Here is an 18,270-nt window from a genome sequence, read left to right on the forward strand (position 1 = left end):
ATAATTCGCAGTCAGCACAGGGAAAAATAACACCCGCATCGAGCGGGCCGGGGTTACCGGGGCCCTCAAGCCCCGGTGATATAAGCAAATACCGTTTAGCGATTGTCGCGACGGGCCATAAACGCCAGGCGCTCCAGCATATGGACATCCTGTTCGTTTTTCAGCAGGGCGCCGTAGAGTGGCGGGATGGCGCTGCTGCTGTCACGGTTTTTCAGCACTTCTTCGGGAATATCATCAGCCATCAACAACTTGAGCCAATCGATCAGCTCGGAGGTGGAGGGCTTTTTCTTCAGGCCCGGAACCTCGCGCAGCTGGAAGAAGATATCCATTGCCTCAGCCACCAGCTGCCCTTTGATCTCCGGGTAATGCACATCGACAATTTTGCGCATGGTGTCGCGGTCGGGGAAGCTGATGTAATGGAAAAAGCAGCGACGCAAAAAGGCATCCGGCAACTCTTTTTCATTATTGGAGGTGATAATAACGATGGGGCGCTGCTTGGCCTTGATGGTTTCGCCGGTCTCATACACAAAGAACTCCATACGATCCAGCTCAACCAGCAGGTCGTTGGGAAATTCGATATCCGCCTTATCGATTTCATCGATCAGCAGCACCACGCGCTCTTCTGCGGCAAAAGCCTCCCACAACTTGCCGCGCTTAATGTAGTTACCGATATCGTGGACCTTATCCACCCCCAGCTGGGAGTCCCGCAGGCGAGATACCGCATCGTACTCATACAGGCCCTGCTGGGCTTTGGTGGTGGATTTAATATGCCACTGGATCAACTTTAAGCCGAGGCTCTCCGCTACCTGCTCGGCGAGCAGTGTTTTGCCGGTGCCAGGCTCACCCTTGATCAATAGTGGGCGCTGCAAGGTAGCGGCCGCATTCACCGCCATCTGCAAGTCTTCGGTCGCTACATAGCTTTCGGTACCGGTAAACTTCATAACTGCTCCAATCCTGCCGTCGAGGCTATCTATCTCTTTTAGCGAATGATAATTGATCAACCGGCGGGGAGCGAGGCGGGAACGCTCAAATTAGATGACCAGCCTGAGCTAGGCTGTCTGAGTGCTGCGGCGGTGTACAACCTGGCGCCCTTTGCCGGTGATATACCAGCGAATACCCAGGTGGCTGTGAATTTTACCGACCATTTCCAGTACCAGTAAGCCGTTTAAAGCGCGGGCGATGGAGTTGGTTTCCATACCGCTGTCCTGCACCATGCCGACCAGAGAGCGAAATACGCACTCGCCGGTATTTAACAGGTGCAGCACCTGCAAGGCATTGTCATCCAGTTTGCGGATCTGGTTAAAATCGATCATCGGCCCCTGCTCTGGATCGCCTTCGATTTCATGCTCCAGCAGGGGCATCATTTCCAACTGCATAGTGCGCAGTTCCTGCTCCATATTTTCGACACGGGCGCGGGCAATACTGGCATCGCGCAACTGGCGCCTCGCGGCATTAAATACGAACATACGAGAGGCAATAGCGGCGAGCAGGCAGTAGCCGGTAAAAATCAACAGCCTCGATGGATCACCCTGGATCTCTATCAGCAGGTCACTCTGGGTGAATTTAAGGAAAATCGGCACCATCAGCGCGCCACACAAGCCCATAATCAGGCAGCGGGCCAACCCTGCCGGGTCCTCTTCGGTAAACAACATTTGATAGTAATTGACCAACCCACCCAAAATGCCCGAAACCAGCATTACTGCGGTCAATATAAGCAGGTGATCGAGCATCAGTATTCCTCAGCCATTTCGGCTCTCACTACCAATCTGTGCAGGTGGGTGTTGAACTGAATATTTCACTCTTTCCAGCAAGGTCCTATAGGTGCGAGGTTGTGTCTATTTATCGGCAGCCGTCGCTTTTTTTGCTGGACACCTAACAGGAAAGTGACACGGCTTTTACATTGTTTTACATCGCGCCACAGCGGGAACTAGTTTAATAGATATAGCAGCTGTCATTGGTTGAGGTTGGCTGTGTTAAGGAGTTTGGCGCCTTTGATACCAGCTGGCCTGGATATAAGCGTCGAAGAGCCAGTGATGGCCTTGTCAGAGGCTTAAGGCGCAGTCAATAGAATCCCAACCAGGCTGAACTCCAACGCCTTATACGACAAATAAACGGGCCAGATACTATCATCCAGCAACCGGAGAGCCTAGCCTGCCCGCTGCGCTTCAAGGTCTCAATTGGGGGGAAGTCCTGCTTAGCAGGCCAATACAAGAAAGTAAAGCTAGGCAGGCTATGTTATGCGCCGCTGTGGCACCGATGGCTACTAACAAACTATACGATCGGCGGCGACAGACAGCACTGCAGCAGCAGTGGCTGAATCCTTAGCTCGTTGCCAGATAGGTCGATCACAGAATAGCGTCAGCAATTGCTTGGTTTGAGTGGACCGGGCTTATTTAAACAGGGCAAAAAATCCAGGAATCAGGTTAATACCTTGGCCTGTTATCAATTCTTATCCTCAAGGCTGTTACCCAGCAGCTACCAATCGACATAGCTAGAAATAAGGAAGATCAGGCTGTATAACGGCAAGACCTCTCAGTGCAGCCTATTGAGATTTACCGCGATAACTATCGTGCCAGGCGTCTAGCCGACCAAACTGCTGGCCGTTGCGCACTGTGATTGATTAGAAGCAGTTTGGTTGAGGTAGGGAAACGCGAGTTTCCTGGCACATTTGCGTAGTAGCACTTAAGGGAATAGGAGACTAAAGGTGCATGAAATATCCTGCCTACGATGGATTTATTAGTCGAGATTGGCTGCAAAGTAGTTGCATTGAAGCCAACGACGAGTTTGAGTGCCCGGCCTGTAAGGAGGCGTTGCGGCTTATCGAGGATGAGGGCACATATAATGGGGCTATAGACTCTTATCTTGAGGTTTTATAGCCTAGCGGCCAATACATGAGACACCCTGGATTAACGACGGCAGAAAGTCCGTGCAAAAGCAATCCATTTAGTTTCACTTATATCCAGGGTTTCCCATAGCCTTACTGTTACAGCTATGGCACTGCTGTGCTGAGTAGCCACTTGTCCATCCAGATAAAAATTAGGACTAGTGGGAATTTTTAAATCGGAATCAATAGTTTCACCCACGTTATTCCTATTTATAGGATTCCGTCTTCCTCTGGAAATTACCCTTACGCTGCCCAGTATTTATTGCCATTGCCCACAGTATTACTGATTGCTTTTGGTAAATTGCGCGCGTAACCACCATTTTTGGATAGCGCGTCTTTCCCCAAAACATAACCAGCCAGACTAAAACCAATAATTGCCAATGTGGTTCGTGCAGCTTCCCAATGCCCTAGAGCCTGCTGAAAATCGTCCCAACCAGCAGCGGTAGCACCACCACCAACGCCATATTTACCGAGCAACAGAATCGCCTCTGTTCGCACATTCTGTAACGCATCGGGATTTCTTAAATCGAACATATTAGTCCTAACTCCAACCAAGTGTATCCCAGCAGCTTCACAGTATTTTTTCAGATCTTCCTCCCGAGTATTTCCTCCCCGAGGATTAGAAAAAAATACACTCTGATGCGAAAGCTCATTTCCCTCAGCCACCAAGGCACTGATAGCGGGCCGCTTAGCCAGGCTTTGTAGAGCCTGCACGAAAGTACCTGCACCCTCGCCATGCACTAACCAGTGAATACGGGCATTGTTGGCTTGGGCCTGCTGGATCAGTGCAGTGAGAGCCCTAGTGTTATGCTTTGCTTGATATTGTCCGTTTTGCCAAAAAAGGGAATAATGTTTTTTGTTGCCAGATAAATCATGGGAATTAAGCGCCCCATTATAGGCATTGGCAATATGTGTAATTAACAGTCTACCTGCCTCCTCTTTGCTGTCAAATTTACCACTGACAGCTGCGTAGTGCGCATTGTTCCAGTTATGGCTATGGTCCATGCTAGTTTGTTGATGTCGGTCAGTTTTCCATTCTCGTCTATCTTTCTTTACCTTATACAAACCTGTTGCTTGATCTGTTTCAGGGGCTGAGATAGTGCTATCGATATTCAAGCCGTAAATCAGCACATCACCATCACCATCTATCTGGTAGTTAATCTGCGCGCCATCCAAGTTCAGGGCGCGAACACTATTGTCACGACCACCGGGGGTAACGGCCAAGCTGTAAACAGCCCGCACCAGACTGGTTTTGTAGTAGTTGCCAATGTGTTCGCGCTTAAGTAGATCCCAGATAGGGTAGTGCTGCTTAAACACATAGACACTGCGATTGATATTGAGGTTTTCGCCCTGCTCCACAATGGCTTTCCAGGCGGTACTACCTGCTCTCATAGCTGCTCCTTGCTAATATCAATATTGAATGGTGTTTGTTAAATATTGAGTGCCCTTTAAACTTTTACTCCTGCCAAGCCGGTGCCGGACTGCCGGGCTTGGTGATAATAATGTCGCCACCAAACTTCCCTCCCCGGCACCACTCGGGATAAGTCCAGGCTTCAATTCCGCGCTTATAACTAGCTCTAGCCTCTGGCCACTGCTGTCGCGCCTTTAATAGTTGTGACTGAGCATCAATACCGAGCTGCAATGAGGCGCTATCGCAGACCGTATCACGGATGCTATTCATAGCGGCTAGGCAAGGCTTTACCGGCGCATAGCCCAGATAACGGAAGTGAAGATCAATGTAATGACGCTGATCCAGTGGAATAAAAAATTCGCTAGAAAAGTAGGTGTCGTAGTATGGGTTTACTTTCAAGCGTTGGGGGGAATGATCGTCATGCTTTTCAAAAAATATCGCAGTTGCCCCATCCAGCTCGCGCAGTTGCCAATTAACCGGAGCTTTTTGTACATAATCGTCGGGATGACAGGGCCCCCAGTAATACAGACAGCGCATAATGACCTGTTCAAAGTGCTGCGGATTAAAGCAGCTCATATTACTGGGCAGTTTGTCGTGGCGGTTCAATGTCAGCACAAAATCAATAGTGCCAATTGGGCGCTCGCGCCAGATGGGGCCAAACAGCTCCCAGCTGCGCTTCATTAGCGTCTGACCGGCCACTCCCTCGCGCCTCCACTCTTCATAGCTACTATCATCAACGTAATTGCTGTTATCAAAAATGTTGACGCTTTGTGGCGGCTCCTGGCTGGAATCGCCAAAACTGTCATGACAGAAGTTAGGCGGCAAACTAAAAGTCAGGCAGCTACCGGAGAGATCGATAGCAATAGTCTCACGCTCGTGACGACGAGGGATAAAGGGCCGCTGACGCGAGGCAAATAAGCGAGATAACATGGGGAAATCCATCCTTACTCAATCGAAATCCTTGTCGATCATGCAGAAGAGTATCACGTAGCCATTGTGATTGATATTGAGGTTTTCACCCTCCCCTAAAATAGCCCTATCGGCAATACTACCTGCACCTATAGCGACTCCTCGCTAGCATCAATATTAAAGTTAGACTTGAGTACCCTTTAAAAGCTTACTCCTGCCAAGCCGGTGGCGGACTACCGGGCTTAGTGATAATAATATCGCCACCGAACTCTCCCCCCCGCTGCCACTCGGGATAGGTCCAGACTTCAACTCCACGCTTATAACTAGCTCTAGCCTCTGGCCACTGCTGCCGTGCCTTTAATAGTTGTGACTGAGCATCAACACCAAACTGCAATGAGACGCTATCGCATACCGTATCGCGAATGCTATTCATTGCGGCTAGACAAGGCTTTACCGGCGCATAGCCCAGATAACGAAAGTTGAGTCTTATATAATGATGCTGACCGAGGGGAATAAACAAGCGGCTGGAAAAGTAGGTACCGTAGTATGGGTTTTCTTCCAGACGTTGGGGAGGGTGATCATCATGCTTTTCAAAAAAGATAGCTGTTGCCCCATCCAGCTCACGCAGCTGCCAATTAAGGGGAGCTTTCTGCACATAGTCGTCGGGATGGCAGGGCCCCCAGTAATATAGGTAACGCATAATGACCTGCTCAAAGTGCTGCGGATTAAAACAACTCATATTTTTAGGCAAGGCGTCATGTCGGTTCAGAGTCAACACAAAATCAATAGTACCAATAGGGCGAACGTGCCAAATAGGGCCAAACAACTCCCAGCTGCGTTTCATTAGTGTCTGGCTGGCTACGCCCTCGCGTCTCCACTCTTCATAGCCACTGTCATCAACGTAATTACGATTAGCAAAAATATTGACCCGCTGCGGCGGCTCCTGACTGGAATCGCCAAAGCTGTCATAGCAAAAGTTGGGCGGCAAACTAAAAGTCAGGCAGCTACCGGAGAGATCGATAGCAATAGTCTCACGCTCGTGACGACGAGGGATAAAGGGCCGCTGATGCGAGGCAAATAAGCGAGATAACATGGGGAAATCCATCCTTGCGCAACCGAAATCCTTATCGATCGCGCAAAAGAATATATCGAGGACTATGGATTATCAATTTCAGCGGATTATCAGTAGCCACCACCTATACTGCCATTGATCCATTTAATGATGGGGGATAGCGGCCAATAATGATAACTATCGGTAAGGCTCCTGAGGCATACCCATAACGGCTCCGGGCCTACTGAGTAGTCCAGAGGCAGGAAGGGCATATGCTTCGCTCAGCACTCATCAAGTGCTGGAATTAAGGCCCCAAAATTGACTGCAAAGACCAGACTCCACCAGTGATCAAAAGAACGATATACGAATTTGTAAAAGGCAAACAGCGCCAGATTGCCTATTGCGGCTTGAATATTTATTTGGGCAACAGCATCCATGGATAGCCCTTTGAGTTAAATTTGGGCGGCGGCTCACAAAATATTAATCTCTGAACTTTGAGCGCGCAGTGAGATTAAGAGAGATCGGATATGACAGTGAAGCACCCCCACTCCTATCCATAGCACAAGGTAAAATAAGTGGAGTGAAGCCACGGGCATTGATAAAACCAGAGGCCTCAATAGAGAAGGGTTAAGAGTCCGAGAGCTAGGCGGCCTTGGAAAAGTTACTCATCAAATGAGAATACCAATAAAATTCGGCTACCCTACTCTCTGGCACGCCAGCCATACCTTGAGTTACTGCTCATCGAAATAGGGATCTTCGTTAAAGCGGCGCTGTCTTTTCCGGCGGAACTTTAACAATAAGCTGATAAACCCCCAAACCAGCATAATTGCCAGGGCTCCACCTGAAGCAAAAATCAGATGGGTGATTACTTCTGGCGCTGCGCCCTCGTCTTCAAACAGGGTTTGATAAACAAACAGCGGCAATACCGGCACCGCTACCGACTCCGCCACAGAGGTCTTTGCCGGTATCAACAGCACTGCCGCAACCACTAACAGCAATGTCTGACGCACCCAGCTCCAGCGCCAATTGCGCATAAACCACCAGCCCGCCAACAACATAACCAGTGTTGAAACGGCGTATACCATCCAGGCAAATTGGAAATCTTCTGACATTCTCTCACTCTACTTTCTGGCACTCCGATATCAAAATCGGATATACACCTGGGCCTTTTACCGCGTCACTCCCTCGGCACTGGCGTACCCATACCCTTTCGGGAATAAACACGACCAGCTACCCATCAATACAAAGAGTGATCCTATTGATTATGCGCAATATTCAAAAGCGTTCACAGACCGCAGTTCCCATTTCCGATCAGCCGGGGTCAACCCACGAAATAATATGCTCTTCCATATCATCCGGGTGGACCGAGTCTTCGCTAACCACGCGTCCACGCACCGATATCCCCGCCCGGTGTACTGACTCCGGATCTCCCGATACCAGTGGGTGCCAATCCGCAAGGGGGCGTCCCTCCGCGAGACTGCGATATGCGCAGGTGAGCGGCAACCAATCGAACTCGGGAATATCCTCTATACGCAACTGAATACATCCGGGGACATGGGCTTTGCGCTGGCTGTACTGACTGCACTGGCAGGAGTGGGTATCCAACAGCCGGCAGGCGACATTAGTGAGGTAGACCTCGCCCGTATCGTCATCTTCCAGGCTGTGCAGGCAGCAGCGACCGCAACCGTCGCACAGCTGCTCCCACTCGGACCGGTTCATTTGTTCCAGCGTTTTTCGCCGCCAAAAAGGCCTGTGTGCCATTTAGCTCAACTCAGCGCTGTAATTTGCTATTTTTTAGTGCGATTTCACTCATTTCTGAGTCGGCTACCGGCGGCATCTGCAAATAATAGCCACGGGTGCGCACCTCTTTGAGCAATTTGTCCGCCTCTGCCCGGGCCAACTTTTTATCCGGGGTCATCAACATCGTAGTGACATGCTGTGGCTTGCCGAACAGCGCCAGTAGATTATCCGGGACCCGCGCTGTACCCTCGCGCTTATCCACATACAGATACATTTCGTCTTTATTCGGACTGCGATAAATATCGCATAAAACTTTCACTTCATTTCCTCTTTACGCAATTGTTTCAAGGCCTCGAGCAAGGGGCGACCAACCACATCGGACCGCCACCCTCTGAGCCGGCCCTGCAATTCTGGTTGGCGGGCCTGGACCAAGGCTTCCAGCTCTTTCTTGCGGATTAAAATTTCGGCGGGCAAGCCGGCCCGCTCGGCGATAGACACCATTTCAAGCCGCAGTTGCTTAAGGATCTCCCCCTGCTGCCGGTTGAGCGGCTGCTGCATTCGCGCGGGCGGGTCCTCTCTGTCGCAGGCCTGGGCAACAATTTTCAGCAGTGCCTCACCGTGCTCGCGCAGGGCCCGGCCCTCCATACCCAGCTGGCTCAGTGCACCTTTATGCCGGGGCAACTGTTGAGCCATGCCCATACAGATATTTTCTTTCAACAAGTGGTTGCGCGGCATATTCAGTACCCTGGCCTGCTTCTCGCGCCAGGCGCACACATCCTGCAACACCGCCAGCTGTTTACTGCGCAGGCGCCAGGCGCCTTTCACTTTTTGATAGTAAACCTCGGGCGGATTCGGGTTGCGCGCCGAGACAACCAGTGATTCGCAGTCTTCCTGCAACCACGCCAGGCGCCCCTTCCCGTTGAGGTCTTGCACCAATACGTCGTAGAGCACCGGCAACCAGGCCACATCTAGAGCGGCATAGGTTTTCTGCGCATCACTGAGGGGCCTCTGTAGCCAGTCCGAGCGGGTTTCACCCTTGGGCAATTCAATATGCAGCAGCTGGTTTACGGTCGCCGCATAGCCCAAACCCGCGCCCATACCGCAGAGCGCTGCGGCAATTTGAGTATCGAAAATGGGCTCGGGAATCACCCCCAGCAAGCGCTCCAGGGTTTCCAGGTCCTCGCTACAGCTGTGCATAATTTTGGTAACAGCGGTATCGAGCAAAAGGTCGCGCAGCGGCTGTAAATCCTCGATCGCCAAATTGTCGATCAGGTAGCAGTGCCTTCCATCACCGATTTGAACCAGGGCCGGTTGCGGATAAAAAGTACGGCTACGCATAAACTCGGTGTCCAGGGCCACCGCACTTTGCTTGCGCCACTGTGCACACAATTCTGCCAGCTGCTCACAGCTGTCGACCCAGCGTGGAGTGGTATCTATTTCTGTCATCGATATCACTCAACTGCCGGAGAAAAATGCGGTTCGACTATTAAAGGCGTGGGCGAGAGTACCGCCATCGATATATTCCAGCTCTCCGCCGATAGGCACACCGTGGGCGATCCGGCTCACTGCCACGCCCTGGGCGCGGGCTCGCTCGGCAATGTACTGCGCCGTGGCCTCGCCCTCTACCGTAGGATTGGTGGCGACAATAAGCTCTCGCAGCGGCTCGCTGGCGAGCCTCCGCTCCAGCAGATCGATTCCCAGGTCCCCCGGGCCAATGCCATCGATAGGCGAGAGGTGTCCATGCAGGACAAAGTAGCGACCGTGGTAATTGCCGGCCTGCTCGATAGCCAGGACATCCGCCGGTGTCTCCACCACGCAGAGCGAGTCCTGCTCGCGCCGGCTATTGCTGCACAGCGCACACACGGCCTCTTCGGTCAGGGTGCGGCACTGGCCACAGCGGCCCACCTGCTCCACCGCCCGCGCCAAGCTCTGGGCCAGCAGGGCGGCCGCCTCGCGGTCTTTCTCTAACAGGTACATTGCCATGCGCTGCGCGGACTTGGGGCCCACACTGGGCAGGCAGCGAAGCGCGCGGATCAGCTCTTCAATCAGGGGACTAAACATACAAACTCAAAACCAGTGGATGGCCACTTCTTAAAAGGGGAACTTAAAACCTTCAGGTAAATTGATACCTGAGGTCAGGTCTCCCATCCCCTGCTTTTGCAGTTCCTGTGTTTTCTCCTCGACCCGGCGCACGGCGTCATTGACTGCGGCGGCCAGCAGATCTTCCAGCATTTCCTTCTCTTCGCTCATCAGGGAGGGGTCAATTTCCACAGAGGTGACATCGTGGCGACCGTTCATGGTCACCTTGACCATGCCCGCACCGGACTCACCGCAGATGCGCAGCTCTGTCAGATCTTGCTGCATCTTCTGCATTTTTTCCTGCATATCAGCCTGCATCTTCTGGGCCTGCTGCATTAAATCGCCCAAACCTTTCATAGGTAACCTCTTATCTTGTGCCTGTGGTCCCGGGAGTGGCCCGGGCCCTATTTGTCATTAATCTTCAACTACTAGTGATTCTACGGAGCCCGGCACCAATTCCGCACTCAATTCTGCCTGTAATTCTTGAACCAATGGGTCGCTGGTCAACGCATCCTCAGCCGCTTGCAGTCGCGCCTGGCGGGTAGCGGCGACCAAGCGGGCGGGGGTACTGCCGTGCACCTGCCCTATTTGTATCTGCGCTACCACCGGCTGCTGGAAAAAATCAGCCAGGGAGTCGCCCAGGCGCCGCTGGTGAACTTCGTCATAGAGGCTGCTGTAGGATTCGTCCAAAGTGAACGAGAGGATATTGTCCTGCCTTCCCACCATCTCCAAGTGCTGGGCAATGGAGTGCAAAATACCGGTGATACCCAGCTGCCCATACATCACCGGCCAGCTGCCGGGGGTTAAAGCTTCCAGGCGCGCTTTCGGTACTTCTCGACGGTGGTTTTCTACCGGCGCCTCTCGCGAGGCCGTCGCCCCATTTTGTTGCACTGGGTGCTGTGGTGGCGGTGCCGACTCCACTTGTGCGACTCGCTGGCGCAGTTCGGCCAGAACGTCCTTGCGCTCGGAGGGCGCTTCTACCACTTTTTGTGCGGGGGGCGAACTTATCACTGGCTCTGGCTGGGCCTCCAGCGCCGGCTCGCGCGGCTCAGCCCGATCCTGTGGTGATCCCAGGCCCCGCTCTACTTGTGGGGGCACCACATCAACCGCTGTAACAACCGGCGGCTGCGCCGCTTCAGGCTTTTTTACCGGGCGGGCCTCCGGCACTGCGGGTGCTACCGGAGCCTGCGGCGGCACTGCTGCGCGAACCGCTTCTGCTGGAGCAGATTCGGGCGTCGCTGGCAGTGGCGAGCGGGGAATATCGGCAACCCCCTGGGGACGGAAAGCCAACATGCGCAGCAGAGCCATTTCAAAGCCACTGCGCTGGTCCGGGGCCAGGGGTAAATCGCGGCGGGCCAACAGAGCCATCTGGTAATACAGCTGCACGTTTTCCGGAGCGATACGCCCGGCTAAACCTCTCAAACGCTCGCCGTCACCGAGGGAGTTATCGATAGACTGCGGCAATACCTGGGCCACTGCGATACGGTGCAGGCTATCGGCGAGCTCCGCCAGCGCTGCACTGTAATCTGGAGCCTGCTGGGACAATTCGGCCACTGTGGCAAATAGAGCCTGGGCATCCTCTTCAGATAGAGCTTGCAGCAACTTCCACACCAGCCCGGTGTCGATACTGCCCAGCATGCCGCGCACTTCCGCTTCAGTAATTTGCCCCCCGCCAAAGGCGATGGCCTGGTCGGTAAGGCTCATCCCGTCGCGCATACTGCCGTCTGCGGCGCGGCCGAGATGCCACAGGGCCCCCTCTTCGAATGGGACCTGCTCCTGCTCCAATACAAATTTCAAGTGCCCCACAACCCGCTCGGGGCTCATATTCTTCAGTTTGAACTGAAGACAGCGGGACAACACCGTTACCGGCAGTTTCTGCGGATCAGTGGTTGCCAGGAGGAACTTTACATGGGGGGGCGGCTCTTCAAGGGTTTTTAGCAGCGCGTTAAACGAGCTGTTCGACAGCATATGAACTTCGTCGATCAGGTAGACCTTAAAGCGGCCCCGGGTCGGCGCGTACTGCACATTTTCAAGTAGCTCTCGCGTGTCTTCGACCTTGGTGCGCGAGGCGGCATCCACTTCGATCAAGTCGACAAAACGGCCATCGGCAATCTCATTGCAGGTATGGCACTGGCCGCAGGGCTCAGAACTGACCCCCTCCTCACAGTTCAAGCACTTGGCCAGGATTCGCGCGATCGTGGTCTTACCCACGCCACGGGTACCGGCAAAGAGGTAGGCGTGATGCAGGCGGCCATTATCCAGCGCGTTGATCAACGCCTGGAGAACATGCTCCTGTCCCACCATCTCGCGAAACAGCTTCGGTCGCCACTTCCGTGCCAGTACTTGATAACTCATTCAATCTCCGGTGCTCGACACACCTCTACAAAGTCTTATCGGCTGCGCCTGTGGCGCGGTCGCCATTATACCGGCATCGACCGCGAGGCATAGGGAATAGAAGCTCGTGACCAGTCAAGTTCTATCGTCCCTCTCGTAGCCAAACCGGTGCTTGTGATATAACTGTGCGCCAGCTCGCACTAAGAACAATCAGTCCATAACTACGGCGAGCAGGGTATGGGGATCACGATCAGTAATGAATAAGGCCAGGAAGACGCTTCTCGAACGGCTGTTTACCGAGCACGGACAGGCCTTGGTACGCTTTGTCTCCCGCATTGTCAAAAGCCCTGACGATGCCGAGGATATTGCCCAACACGCCTATTTGCGCCTGCAAAAGCTCAGCGATGAAAAGGAACTAGAGAACCCCCGGGCCTACCTCTACCAGATTGCCAATAACCTGGCCGTGGACCAACTGCGCCGGGGCAAGCTCCATGTGGAGTACGTAAGCCAGCAGGTTCCCATGGAGGGCGAACCCTACACCGATGATCACGCAGACCACCAGTCACCAGAAAGGCTGCTAGCGGCCCGCCAGCAGCTACAGTCCATCTATGACACCATGGACAAACTGCCGATCAAGTGCCGCCAAGCCTTTCTGTTACACAGGACCCGGGGTCTCTCCTATAGTGAAATTGCCCGGGAGATGAATATTTCAGTAAGCAGTGTGGAAAAATATATTTTGCAGGCTTTGAAAGCCTGCCGTAAGAAGGTCAATCCAGACCCCTGATCCACAAACTTAAAAAACGAGCCGCTCATTGAAGCCACAATCTCTGGAGTAGTAACAACTCGGGTTGCAGATGCTATCCGCTGGGCCCGCTACGGCTGGGAACGCCATAAAAAGGGCAAGTTTAAACTCAGAGACTTTAGTGAAGTCTCGACAGCCGAGATCGCAGATATCACCCGCAGAGTCGAACCAGAGGTCCATCGGGAATCCTCGGACGCCGGTTGTGAGGCCGCACCGCAATAACCCAAAAGCTCCCAGGCAGAACGGAGCAGTGCGCAGTTAAGGGGGATTTAGGGTGGTGGAGCCTAAGCCAAGGGTAATACTGCCCCCACCAATAAATCGTACCGATCCATAAACGGATACCTGCAGACTCGGCTTTTCGCAACAATATTCCCACCAAAAAGAAAAAGCAGGTATAAATTTCTGCTAACTAGACCACTGTAGCCCACAGCAGGCTGGTATAACCTGAAACAGGATAGGGAATGAACAATAAGAATAAAGAGGAAGTCCAGTTTTCATACCCACCTCTCAGGAAAATTAATTGAGGGGGCCAGCTATTCAGCCGTCTCAGCTTTCAAGAGTCGCGTTGAGTAAACCTAAATACTCTACAAGTGACAGAACTTTTTACTGTAATACAGCAAAAACGCGTTGGAATTATTTTTTTACTTAGCCGCGTATGCAGTAAAGGTCGCACAAATCGAGAAGTTTTGAGTAATATGCCACTTTTAGTGTCACAGTACTAAGTAAGATTTTTATAACCCTAGGTGCTAGAGCAACCATGAAGACCAACCCCAAGCAAGCAGTAAGCGAAGATAGCCTGGATCAGGCTTGCGCCTGGGTTGCTCGTTTACGCTCCGACTCAATCAGCTCTAGTGACCGCCGCCAGTTCAGCCAGTGGATTGCCCAAGAGGAAAACCAGCAAGCCTTTGCTGAGATAACTGAACTCTGGGGTGACCTGGGCGCTCTATCCCACCTACCGGTTGACACCTTATTCCCAGAGAGCATCCCGGCCCAACAAAACCGCCCCACAGAGGAGAAGAGCCCAAAGCAATGGGCCCTGCCACAGTGGCTTATGGGTGGAGGGCTGGCAGCCTGCGGAGCAATAGTTGCCCTCTGGGTTGGTTATCAGGGCACTGGCGATAAGTTTAATCCTCAGCTGTACGCCACCGAGCGCGGGCAGGTACAAACTATAAACCTACCCGACGGCTCAGAAGTAAAACTGAACTCAAATAGCGAGCTGCGGGTAATCTACAACCGCAATGAGCGCCGCACAGAGTTAGTGCGAGGAGAAGCTTTCTTCGAAGTGGCAAGACAGACCTCTCGCCCCTTTACTGTTGCGGCAGGCAGCGCCAACATCCGCGTTCTGGGTACCGAGTTTAACGTTGAGCTCAACCCCAAGAGCACAAAGGTGTCCGTGACCGAGGGTACAGTTTCGGTTAGTGAGGCCGATAGCGCTCCCGGTCTACAGCCAGAGTCAGTGCAACTGGTTAAGAATGAAAAAGTCAGCGTATCCGACCGGGGTCTGAGCCCAATCGGCCAAACCTCAGTAGAGGAAGCTACCGATTGGACCCGAGGGCTTCTAGTCTTTGAGAAGACCCCGCTTAAGGATGCTTTAAACGAGCTAAATCGCTACTTGAGCGTTCCCGCTGCCGCCTCACCTAAAGTCGAGAACAGATTAGTCTCTGGAACCTTTGAGGTCTCCGACCCAGATAACACCTTGAAAGCGATCGCTACCGCTCTCGATTTACACGAGGATCACAGCGACTCCAACCTGACTATCTTGTCTCCCGCACACAACTAGGTTATAACCGTCGATACGGCGGTTGCATACTAGCCAGGCAAAATCAGCCCGCCCCAAAACTAAGAAAAGCTATTAAGTTGCCGCATTTTAATATGCGGCATATCTAACAATGGGCACCTCATTGATACTTAGGCACTGGATAACCCTATCCCTTGCGCTAGCGCTCAGCTACCCTGGCGCTACCTTTGCCCTGTGCCCAGAATCAGGAGTCGAAATACCCAAGGGAAATCTCTCTCAAGCACTGATATCCTTGGGGCAGCAATGCAAAATCTCACTGCTAGTGAGAGCCTCATCAGCTGCGAGATTTCGAGTCGATAAACAACGACTGCGCACCTCTCAGGGGCAATTTGAGCCCGCGCTGGAGCAGCTACTCAAAGGCACACCGCTATCCTTCAAAAAAGTGGGGCCATCCTCTGTAGCCGTTATTGAAACAGCTCAATCTGACACCCCACCCCAAGAAACAGCGGGCATCACACAGACTGAAGAGGTAACCGTTACAGGGCAAAGCCTAACGGGAAGCCACTTGCGCCACTTTCAATCCGGTGGGTATCTGCCAGTTGATCGCCTTTCCCGAGAACAGCTGGAGATGACCGGCGCACAAACCATCGCCGATTTACTCAAGTTCCTACCCGCCATCTCAGGCAACTCCACCAGTACTTCCGTTAGCCAGGAGAGCGATGGTACCGCGACCGTCTCACTGCGCGGCCTCCCGGCCAACAGCACCCTTGTTCTCCTCAACGGGAGACGAATTATTAGCGATGGGTTTAATGGGGAGGCAACAGACCTAAACACCATTCCCTTAGCCCTGGTTGAAAGAGTGGAGATACTAAAGGATGGCGCTTCGGCCGTTTACGGCTCCGATGCTATCGCCGGGGTTGTAAACATAATCCTACAAACCGACTTTGAGGGGCTCTCGCTAAAAAGTTTCTACGGGCAGGCCTCGCAAGGTGACCGGCAGAGTGAGTCCCACCATTTGACCTGGGGCTGGAGAGGAGATCGAGCCCATATAATGCTCAACTTGGCTCAAAACCGCCAAGGGGAAGTGATGAGTCGAGACCGCGATCTCTCGCAGTCGGCAGATAGTCGTGCGCTGGGCGGCACAGACCAGCGATCATCGGCCATCCCCGATGGGTTTATCGCCCTTGAAGGGAGCAAGGTATTAACTAATCTCTCACCTGGGATGTACCAAAGCTGGTCACCAGAAGAAAAATTTGATTACAGCCACTACACCTCGGCAGTAACCCCCACTCAAAGCGACTCGATATATATAGCCGGCAATCTGGATATCGGCGAAAGCACTCAAGCTTACTCCGAGCTTATGGGAGTGCGATCCAGCGGGAAATCAACTTCCGCCCCCACCCCCGTGTTCACTCGCTTTGACAACGGGAACCTGACAATCTCAGCCGACAATATTTACAATTCCTTTGACCAGGAAATTTACGATGTGCGCAGGCGTATCATTGAGCTTGGCCCAAGGACACAAGACAACCGCACAAATACCTGGCGATTCAATACCGGCATAAAAGGCTTTTGGGATGAATGGCAATGGGAGTTGGGAGCTTCACTCCACAAAACTCATAAGAAGGAAACTCTCAACAATGTTATAGACCCCCTTGCGTTATCTATAGGTCTAAAAGGGCCAGATATCTGCAATAAGGAAACGTCCTGCGTAGCAATTAACCTTCTCGGCCCCAGTGGCAGTATCAGTGCCGAACAATTGGAGTTTATTCGCGGTCAAAGTATCACCACCAGCGACTCACGCATGAACTCTTTCACATTTATCACCGACGGCATCATCAAAAGAATAGCGGCGGGAGATATTCTGGCGGCAGCGGGCATGGAGTTCAGACGGGAGAAAGTGAGCCTTCACTCCAACGACTGTGCTGGGCTGTCCTTTATTGGCGGGCACGCACCTGGCTCTACAGAGGGGGCTCGACTGATTAAAGAAGCCTTCGCAGAGGTATCCATCCCACTGATTGCAGATAAACTGTGGCTGGATGGCGCGATTAGAAGCTCCCACTACGATGACTTCGGAGATACTAACAATCCAAAGCTAGCCCTGAGGTGGAAGCCAACCCCCTCACTACTCGTGCGAAGCAGCTATACCACGGGATTCAGAGCCCCAACCCTGACAGATATGAATCAACAGGGCTACCAAACCCAGGAATTCCTATTCGATCCCTGCACCAGCTCAAATGCCAGCGGCCTTCCCGGCTGCCAGCGTCAATCCGATAGTTCACGGATACAATATTTAACCGAGTTTAGCGGCAATCCGGACCTAGTGCCGGAAACATCCCGCACAGTCTCGCTCGGAGCAACATGGGAGCCCATTGAGGCCCCTAACTTTACCGCTAAATTTGATCTTTACGATATCGATGAAGACCAGGTGATCGGCACCAACCCCCAATTCTTACTGGACCAAAATGCATACTACAATCTGTATACTGACTTGGTCGTGCGCGATGAAAACGGGGATATCATTAAAATTTATGCTTCCCGCACCAATCAGGGCAGTAGAAAAATTCGCGGATACGATACCGCTTTCCGCTACAACTACCAGATAAACGAAAATAAGCAGATCCAATTCGCCCTGAATATCAGCAGAATGCTGCGCTATTTCAACCAGAGCTCACCCAAATCAAGCGAAGAAGATCTTATTGGAACCTTTACCGACACTTCCAGCGGTGGACTGGGCTCGCTCCCTAAGTGGAAGGCCAATGCCGGGGCCTACCTAAAAGGGGGGCTATGGAATGCCGCATATACCGTGCATTACGTTGACGACCTCAAAGAGACTTTTATCAACCAAAACGGTACCGATCAATACCGCAAAATCAGCAGCTGGTCATCCCATGATGTCCGGCTCGCCTTCACCCCAAGCAGTCGACTTCGCCTCGCACTTGGCATAAACAACCTGCTAAACCACTCGCCGCCCTTCGCTTCAACGGCGGATAGCAACAACTACGACTATCAGACCTACGACCTCACCGGCCGATTCTTTTACGGAAGCTTTTCTCTAAAGCTCTGACCCCTCTCCAATCTGCACCCTACAGCCCCCTCACGGGTATCCACCACAAAAGCTATCGGGGCAAAAAGTAAATTCGCACAAATCGACCAAACCTGTCATTACGCAGTATCAGAAAAAACACGATTCTTTTGAGGGGTTCTGTCCGCCAATCGTTAATAAGTGTGTTGGGAGGAAAGTAGCCACTTGGGGGTAGCTACTTTCAGCAATCGTCACACGTGACAAAAGACTATAAATCCAACGATCAAGAGAGGATTG

17 protein-coding genes are annotated in these 18,270 nt (G+C 52.5%); 4 read left to right on the forward strand and 13 right to left on the reverse strand.

The genetic code is table 11. The features are described from left to right. Positions 1 to 95 precede the first annotated feature (95 nt). Both ACJJIK_RS11135 and ACJJIK_RS11140 read right to left on the reverse strand, forming a co-directional pair. Complete coding sequence (locus tag ACJJIK_RS11135; protein WP_444932230.1) at positions 96 to 941, reverse strand: AAA family ATPase; 846 nt, start codon at positions 939 to 941, stop codon at positions 96 to 98. A 108-nt stretch (positions 942 to 1,049) separates the two neighbouring features. After that, the gene (locus ACJJIK_RS11140) at positions 1,050 to 1,730 is read right to left on the reverse strand and encodes a YEATS-associated helix-containing protein (RefSeq protein WP_444932231.1); all 681 of its coding nucleotides are present in this window, start codon (positions 1,728 to 1,730) and stop codon (positions 1,050 to 1,052) included. A 978-nt stretch (positions 1,731 to 2,708) separates the two neighbouring features. On the opposite strand from ACJJIK_RS11140, the gene ACJJIK_RS11145 reads away from it, so the two are divergent. After that, positions 2,709 to 2,876: a hypothetical protein gene (locus ACJJIK_RS11145; protein WP_444942777.1), complete on the forward strand. Its 168-nt coding sequence runs from the start codon at positions 2,709 to 2,711 to the stop codon at positions 2,874 to 2,876. Positions 2,877 to 3,127: 251 nt separating this feature from the next. On the opposite strand, the gene ACJJIK_RS11150 is transcribed toward ACJJIK_RS11145, so the two are convergent. The 11 genes from ACJJIK_RS11150 to dnaX all read right to left on the reverse strand — a co-directional run bounded on the left by ACJJIK_RS11150 (position 3,128) and on the right by dnaX (position 12,429). Then, positions 3,128 to 4,243, reverse strand: a complete 1,116-nt coding sequence (locus ACJJIK_RS11150; RefSeq protein ID WP_444942778.1) for a hypothetical protein — start codon at positions 4,241 to 4,243, stop codon at positions 3,128 to 3,130. A gap of 97 nt (positions 4,244 to 4,340) precedes the next feature. After that, complete coding sequence (locus tag ACJJIK_RS11155) at positions 4,341 to 5,225, reverse strand: hypothetical protein (protein ID WP_444942779.1); 885 nt, start codon at positions 5,223 to 5,225, stop codon at positions 4,341 to 4,343. Between the two features lie 187 nt (positions 5,226 to 5,412). Further along, a complete protein-coding gene (locus ACJJIK_RS11160; protein WP_444942780.1) occupies positions 5,413 to 6,297 on the reverse strand; it encodes a hypothetical protein in 885 nt (294 codons plus the stop codon). Positions 6,298 to 6,536: 239 nt separating this feature from the next. After that, positions 6,537 to 6,692, reverse strand: coding sequence for a hypothetical protein (locus ACJJIK_RS11165; RefSeq protein ID WP_444942781.1), 156 nt, complete (start codon positions 6,690 to 6,692; stop codon positions 6,537 to 6,539). A 294-nt stretch (positions 6,693 to 6,986) separates the two neighbouring features. After that, the gene (locus ACJJIK_RS11170; protein ID WP_444942782.1) at positions 6,987 to 7,367 is read right to left on the reverse strand and encodes a hypothetical protein; all 381 of its coding nucleotides are present in this window, start codon (positions 7,365 to 7,367) and stop codon (positions 6,987 to 6,989) included. A 199-nt stretch (positions 7,368 to 7,566) separates the two neighbouring features. After that, complete coding sequence (locus ACJJIK_RS11175) at positions 7,567 to 8,016, reverse strand: YcgN family cysteine cluster protein (RefSeq protein WP_444942783.1); 450 nt, start codon at positions 8,014 to 8,016, stop codon at positions 7,567 to 7,569. Positions 8,017 to 8,026: 10 nt separating this feature from the next. Beyond that, positions 8,027 to 8,314 carry a YcgL domain-containing protein gene (locus tag ACJJIK_RS11180; protein WP_444932238.1) on the reverse strand — a complete coding sequence of 96 codons (288 nt, stop codon included), beginning with the start codon at positions 8,312 to 8,314 and terminating at the stop codon, positions 8,027 to 8,029. After that, on the reverse strand, positions 8,311 to 9,441 hold the full coding sequence (rnd, locus tag ACJJIK_RS11185) for a ribonuclease D (RefSeq protein ID WP_444932239.1): 1,131 nt from the start codon (positions 9,439 to 9,441) through the stop codon (positions 8,311 to 8,313). Before rnd ends, ACJJIK_RS11180 begins: the two co-directional genes overlap by 4 nt. Positions 9,442 to 9,450: 9 nt before the next feature. Beyond that, positions 9,451 to 10,056 carry a recombination mediator RecR gene (gene recR, locus ACJJIK_RS11190; RefSeq protein WP_444942784.1) on the reverse strand — a complete coding sequence of 202 codons (606 nt, stop codon included), beginning with the start codon at positions 10,054 to 10,056 and terminating at the stop codon, positions 9,451 to 9,453. A gap of 30 nt (positions 10,057 to 10,086) precedes the next feature. Further along, positions 10,087 to 10,431 (reverse strand): YbaB/EbfC family nucleoid-associated protein, encoded by a 345-nt coding sequence (locus tag ACJJIK_RS11195; RefSeq protein ID WP_444932241.1) that lies wholly within the window; start codon positions 10,429 to 10,431, stop codon positions 10,087 to 10,089. A gap of 57 nt (positions 10,432 to 10,488) precedes the next feature. Next, positions 10,489 to 12,429: a DNA polymerase III subunit gamma/tau gene (gene dnaX, locus ACJJIK_RS11200; protein WP_444942785.1), complete on the reverse strand. Its 1,941-nt coding sequence runs from the start codon at positions 12,427 to 12,429 to the stop codon at positions 10,489 to 10,491. 235 nt (positions 12,430 to 12,664) lie between these two features. Here dnaX and ACJJIK_RS11205 point away from each other — a divergent pair, with 235 nt between their 5' ends. From ACJJIK_RS11205 to ACJJIK_RS11215, 3 genes are all read left to right on the forward strand, one after another. Continuing rightward, complete coding sequence (locus tag ACJJIK_RS11205) at positions 12,665 to 13,192, forward strand: RNA polymerase sigma factor (RefSeq protein ID WP_444932243.1); 528 nt, start codon at positions 12,665 to 12,667, stop codon at positions 13,190 to 13,192. 775 nt (positions 13,193 to 13,967) lie between these two features. After that, positions 13,968 to 14,990: a FecR family protein gene (locus tag ACJJIK_RS11210; protein ID WP_444942786.1), complete on the forward strand. Its 1,023-nt coding sequence runs from the start codon at positions 13,968 to 13,970 to the stop codon at positions 14,988 to 14,990. 280 nt (positions 14,991 to 15,270) lie between these two features. Beyond that, positions 15,271 to 18,015 (forward strand): TonB-dependent receptor, encoded by a 2,745-nt coding sequence (locus tag ACJJIK_RS11215; protein ID WP_444942787.1) that lies wholly within the window; start codon positions 15,271 to 15,273, stop codon positions 18,013 to 18,015. Positions 18,016 to 18,270 lie beyond the last annotated feature (255 nt).

The sequence above is a fragment of the Microbulbifer regidiadema (SeqCode) genome (assembly GCF_052466995.1).

What these genes read in the sequence shown, in the direction of transcription:
- ACJJIK_RS11135 (WP_444932230.1), bottom strand. Translation starts at nt 941, where the DNA reads ATGAAGTTTACCGGTACCGAAAGCTATGTAGCGACCGAAGACTTGCAG.
- ACJJIK_RS11140 (WP_444932231.1), bottom strand. Translation starts at nt 1,730, where the DNA reads ATGCTCGATCACCTGCTTATATTGACCGCAGTAATGCTGGTTTCGGGC.
- ACJJIK_RS11145 (WP_444942777.1), top strand. Translation starts at nt 2,709, where the DNA reads ATGAAATATCCTGCCTACGATGGATTTATTAGTCGAGATTGGCTGCAA.
- ACJJIK_RS11155 (WP_444942779.1), bottom strand. Translation starts at nt 5,225, where the DNA reads ATGTTATCTCGCTTATTTGCCTCGCGTCAGCGGCCCTTTATCCCTCGT.
- ACJJIK_RS11160 (WP_444942780.1), bottom strand. Translation starts at nt 6,297, where the DNA reads ATGTTATCTCGCTTATTTGCCTCGCATCAGCGGCCCTTTATCCCTCGT.
- ACJJIK_RS11165 (WP_444942781.1), bottom strand. Translation starts at nt 6,692, where the DNA reads ATGGATGCTGTTGCCCAAATAAATATTCAAGCCGCAATAGGCAATCTG.
- ACJJIK_RS11170 (WP_444942782.1), bottom strand. Translation starts at nt 7,367, where the DNA reads ATGTCAGAAGATTTCCAATTTGCCTGGATGGTATACGCCGTTTCAACA.
- ACJJIK_RS11175 (WP_444942783.1), bottom strand. Translation starts at nt 8,016, where the DNA reads ATGGCACACAGGCCTTTTTGGCGGCGAAAAACGCTGGAACAAATGAAC.
- rnd (WP_444932239.1), bottom strand. Translation starts at nt 9,441, where the DNA reads ATGACAGAAATAGATACCACTCCACGCTGGGTCGACAGCTGTGAGCAG.
- recR (WP_444942784.1), bottom strand. Translation starts at nt 10,056, where the DNA reads ATGTTTAGTCCCCTGATTGAAGAGCTGATCCGCGCGCTTCGCTGCCTG.
- ACJJIK_RS11195 (WP_444932241.1), bottom strand. Translation starts at nt 10,431, where the DNA reads ATGAAAGGTTTGGGCGATTTAATGCAGCAGGCCCAGAAGATGCAGGCT.
- dnaX (WP_444942785.1), bottom strand. Translation starts at nt 12,429, where the DNA reads ATGAGTTATCAAGTACTGGCACGGAAGTGGCGACCGAAGCTGTTTCGC.
- ACJJIK_RS11205 (WP_444932243.1), top strand. Translation starts at nt 12,665, where the DNA reads ATGAATAAGGCCAGGAAGACGCTTCTCGAACGGCTGTTTACCGAGCAC.
- ACJJIK_RS11210 (WP_444942786.1), top strand. Translation starts at nt 13,968, where the DNA reads ATGAAGACCAACCCCAAGCAAGCAGTAAGCGAAGATAGCCTGGATCAG.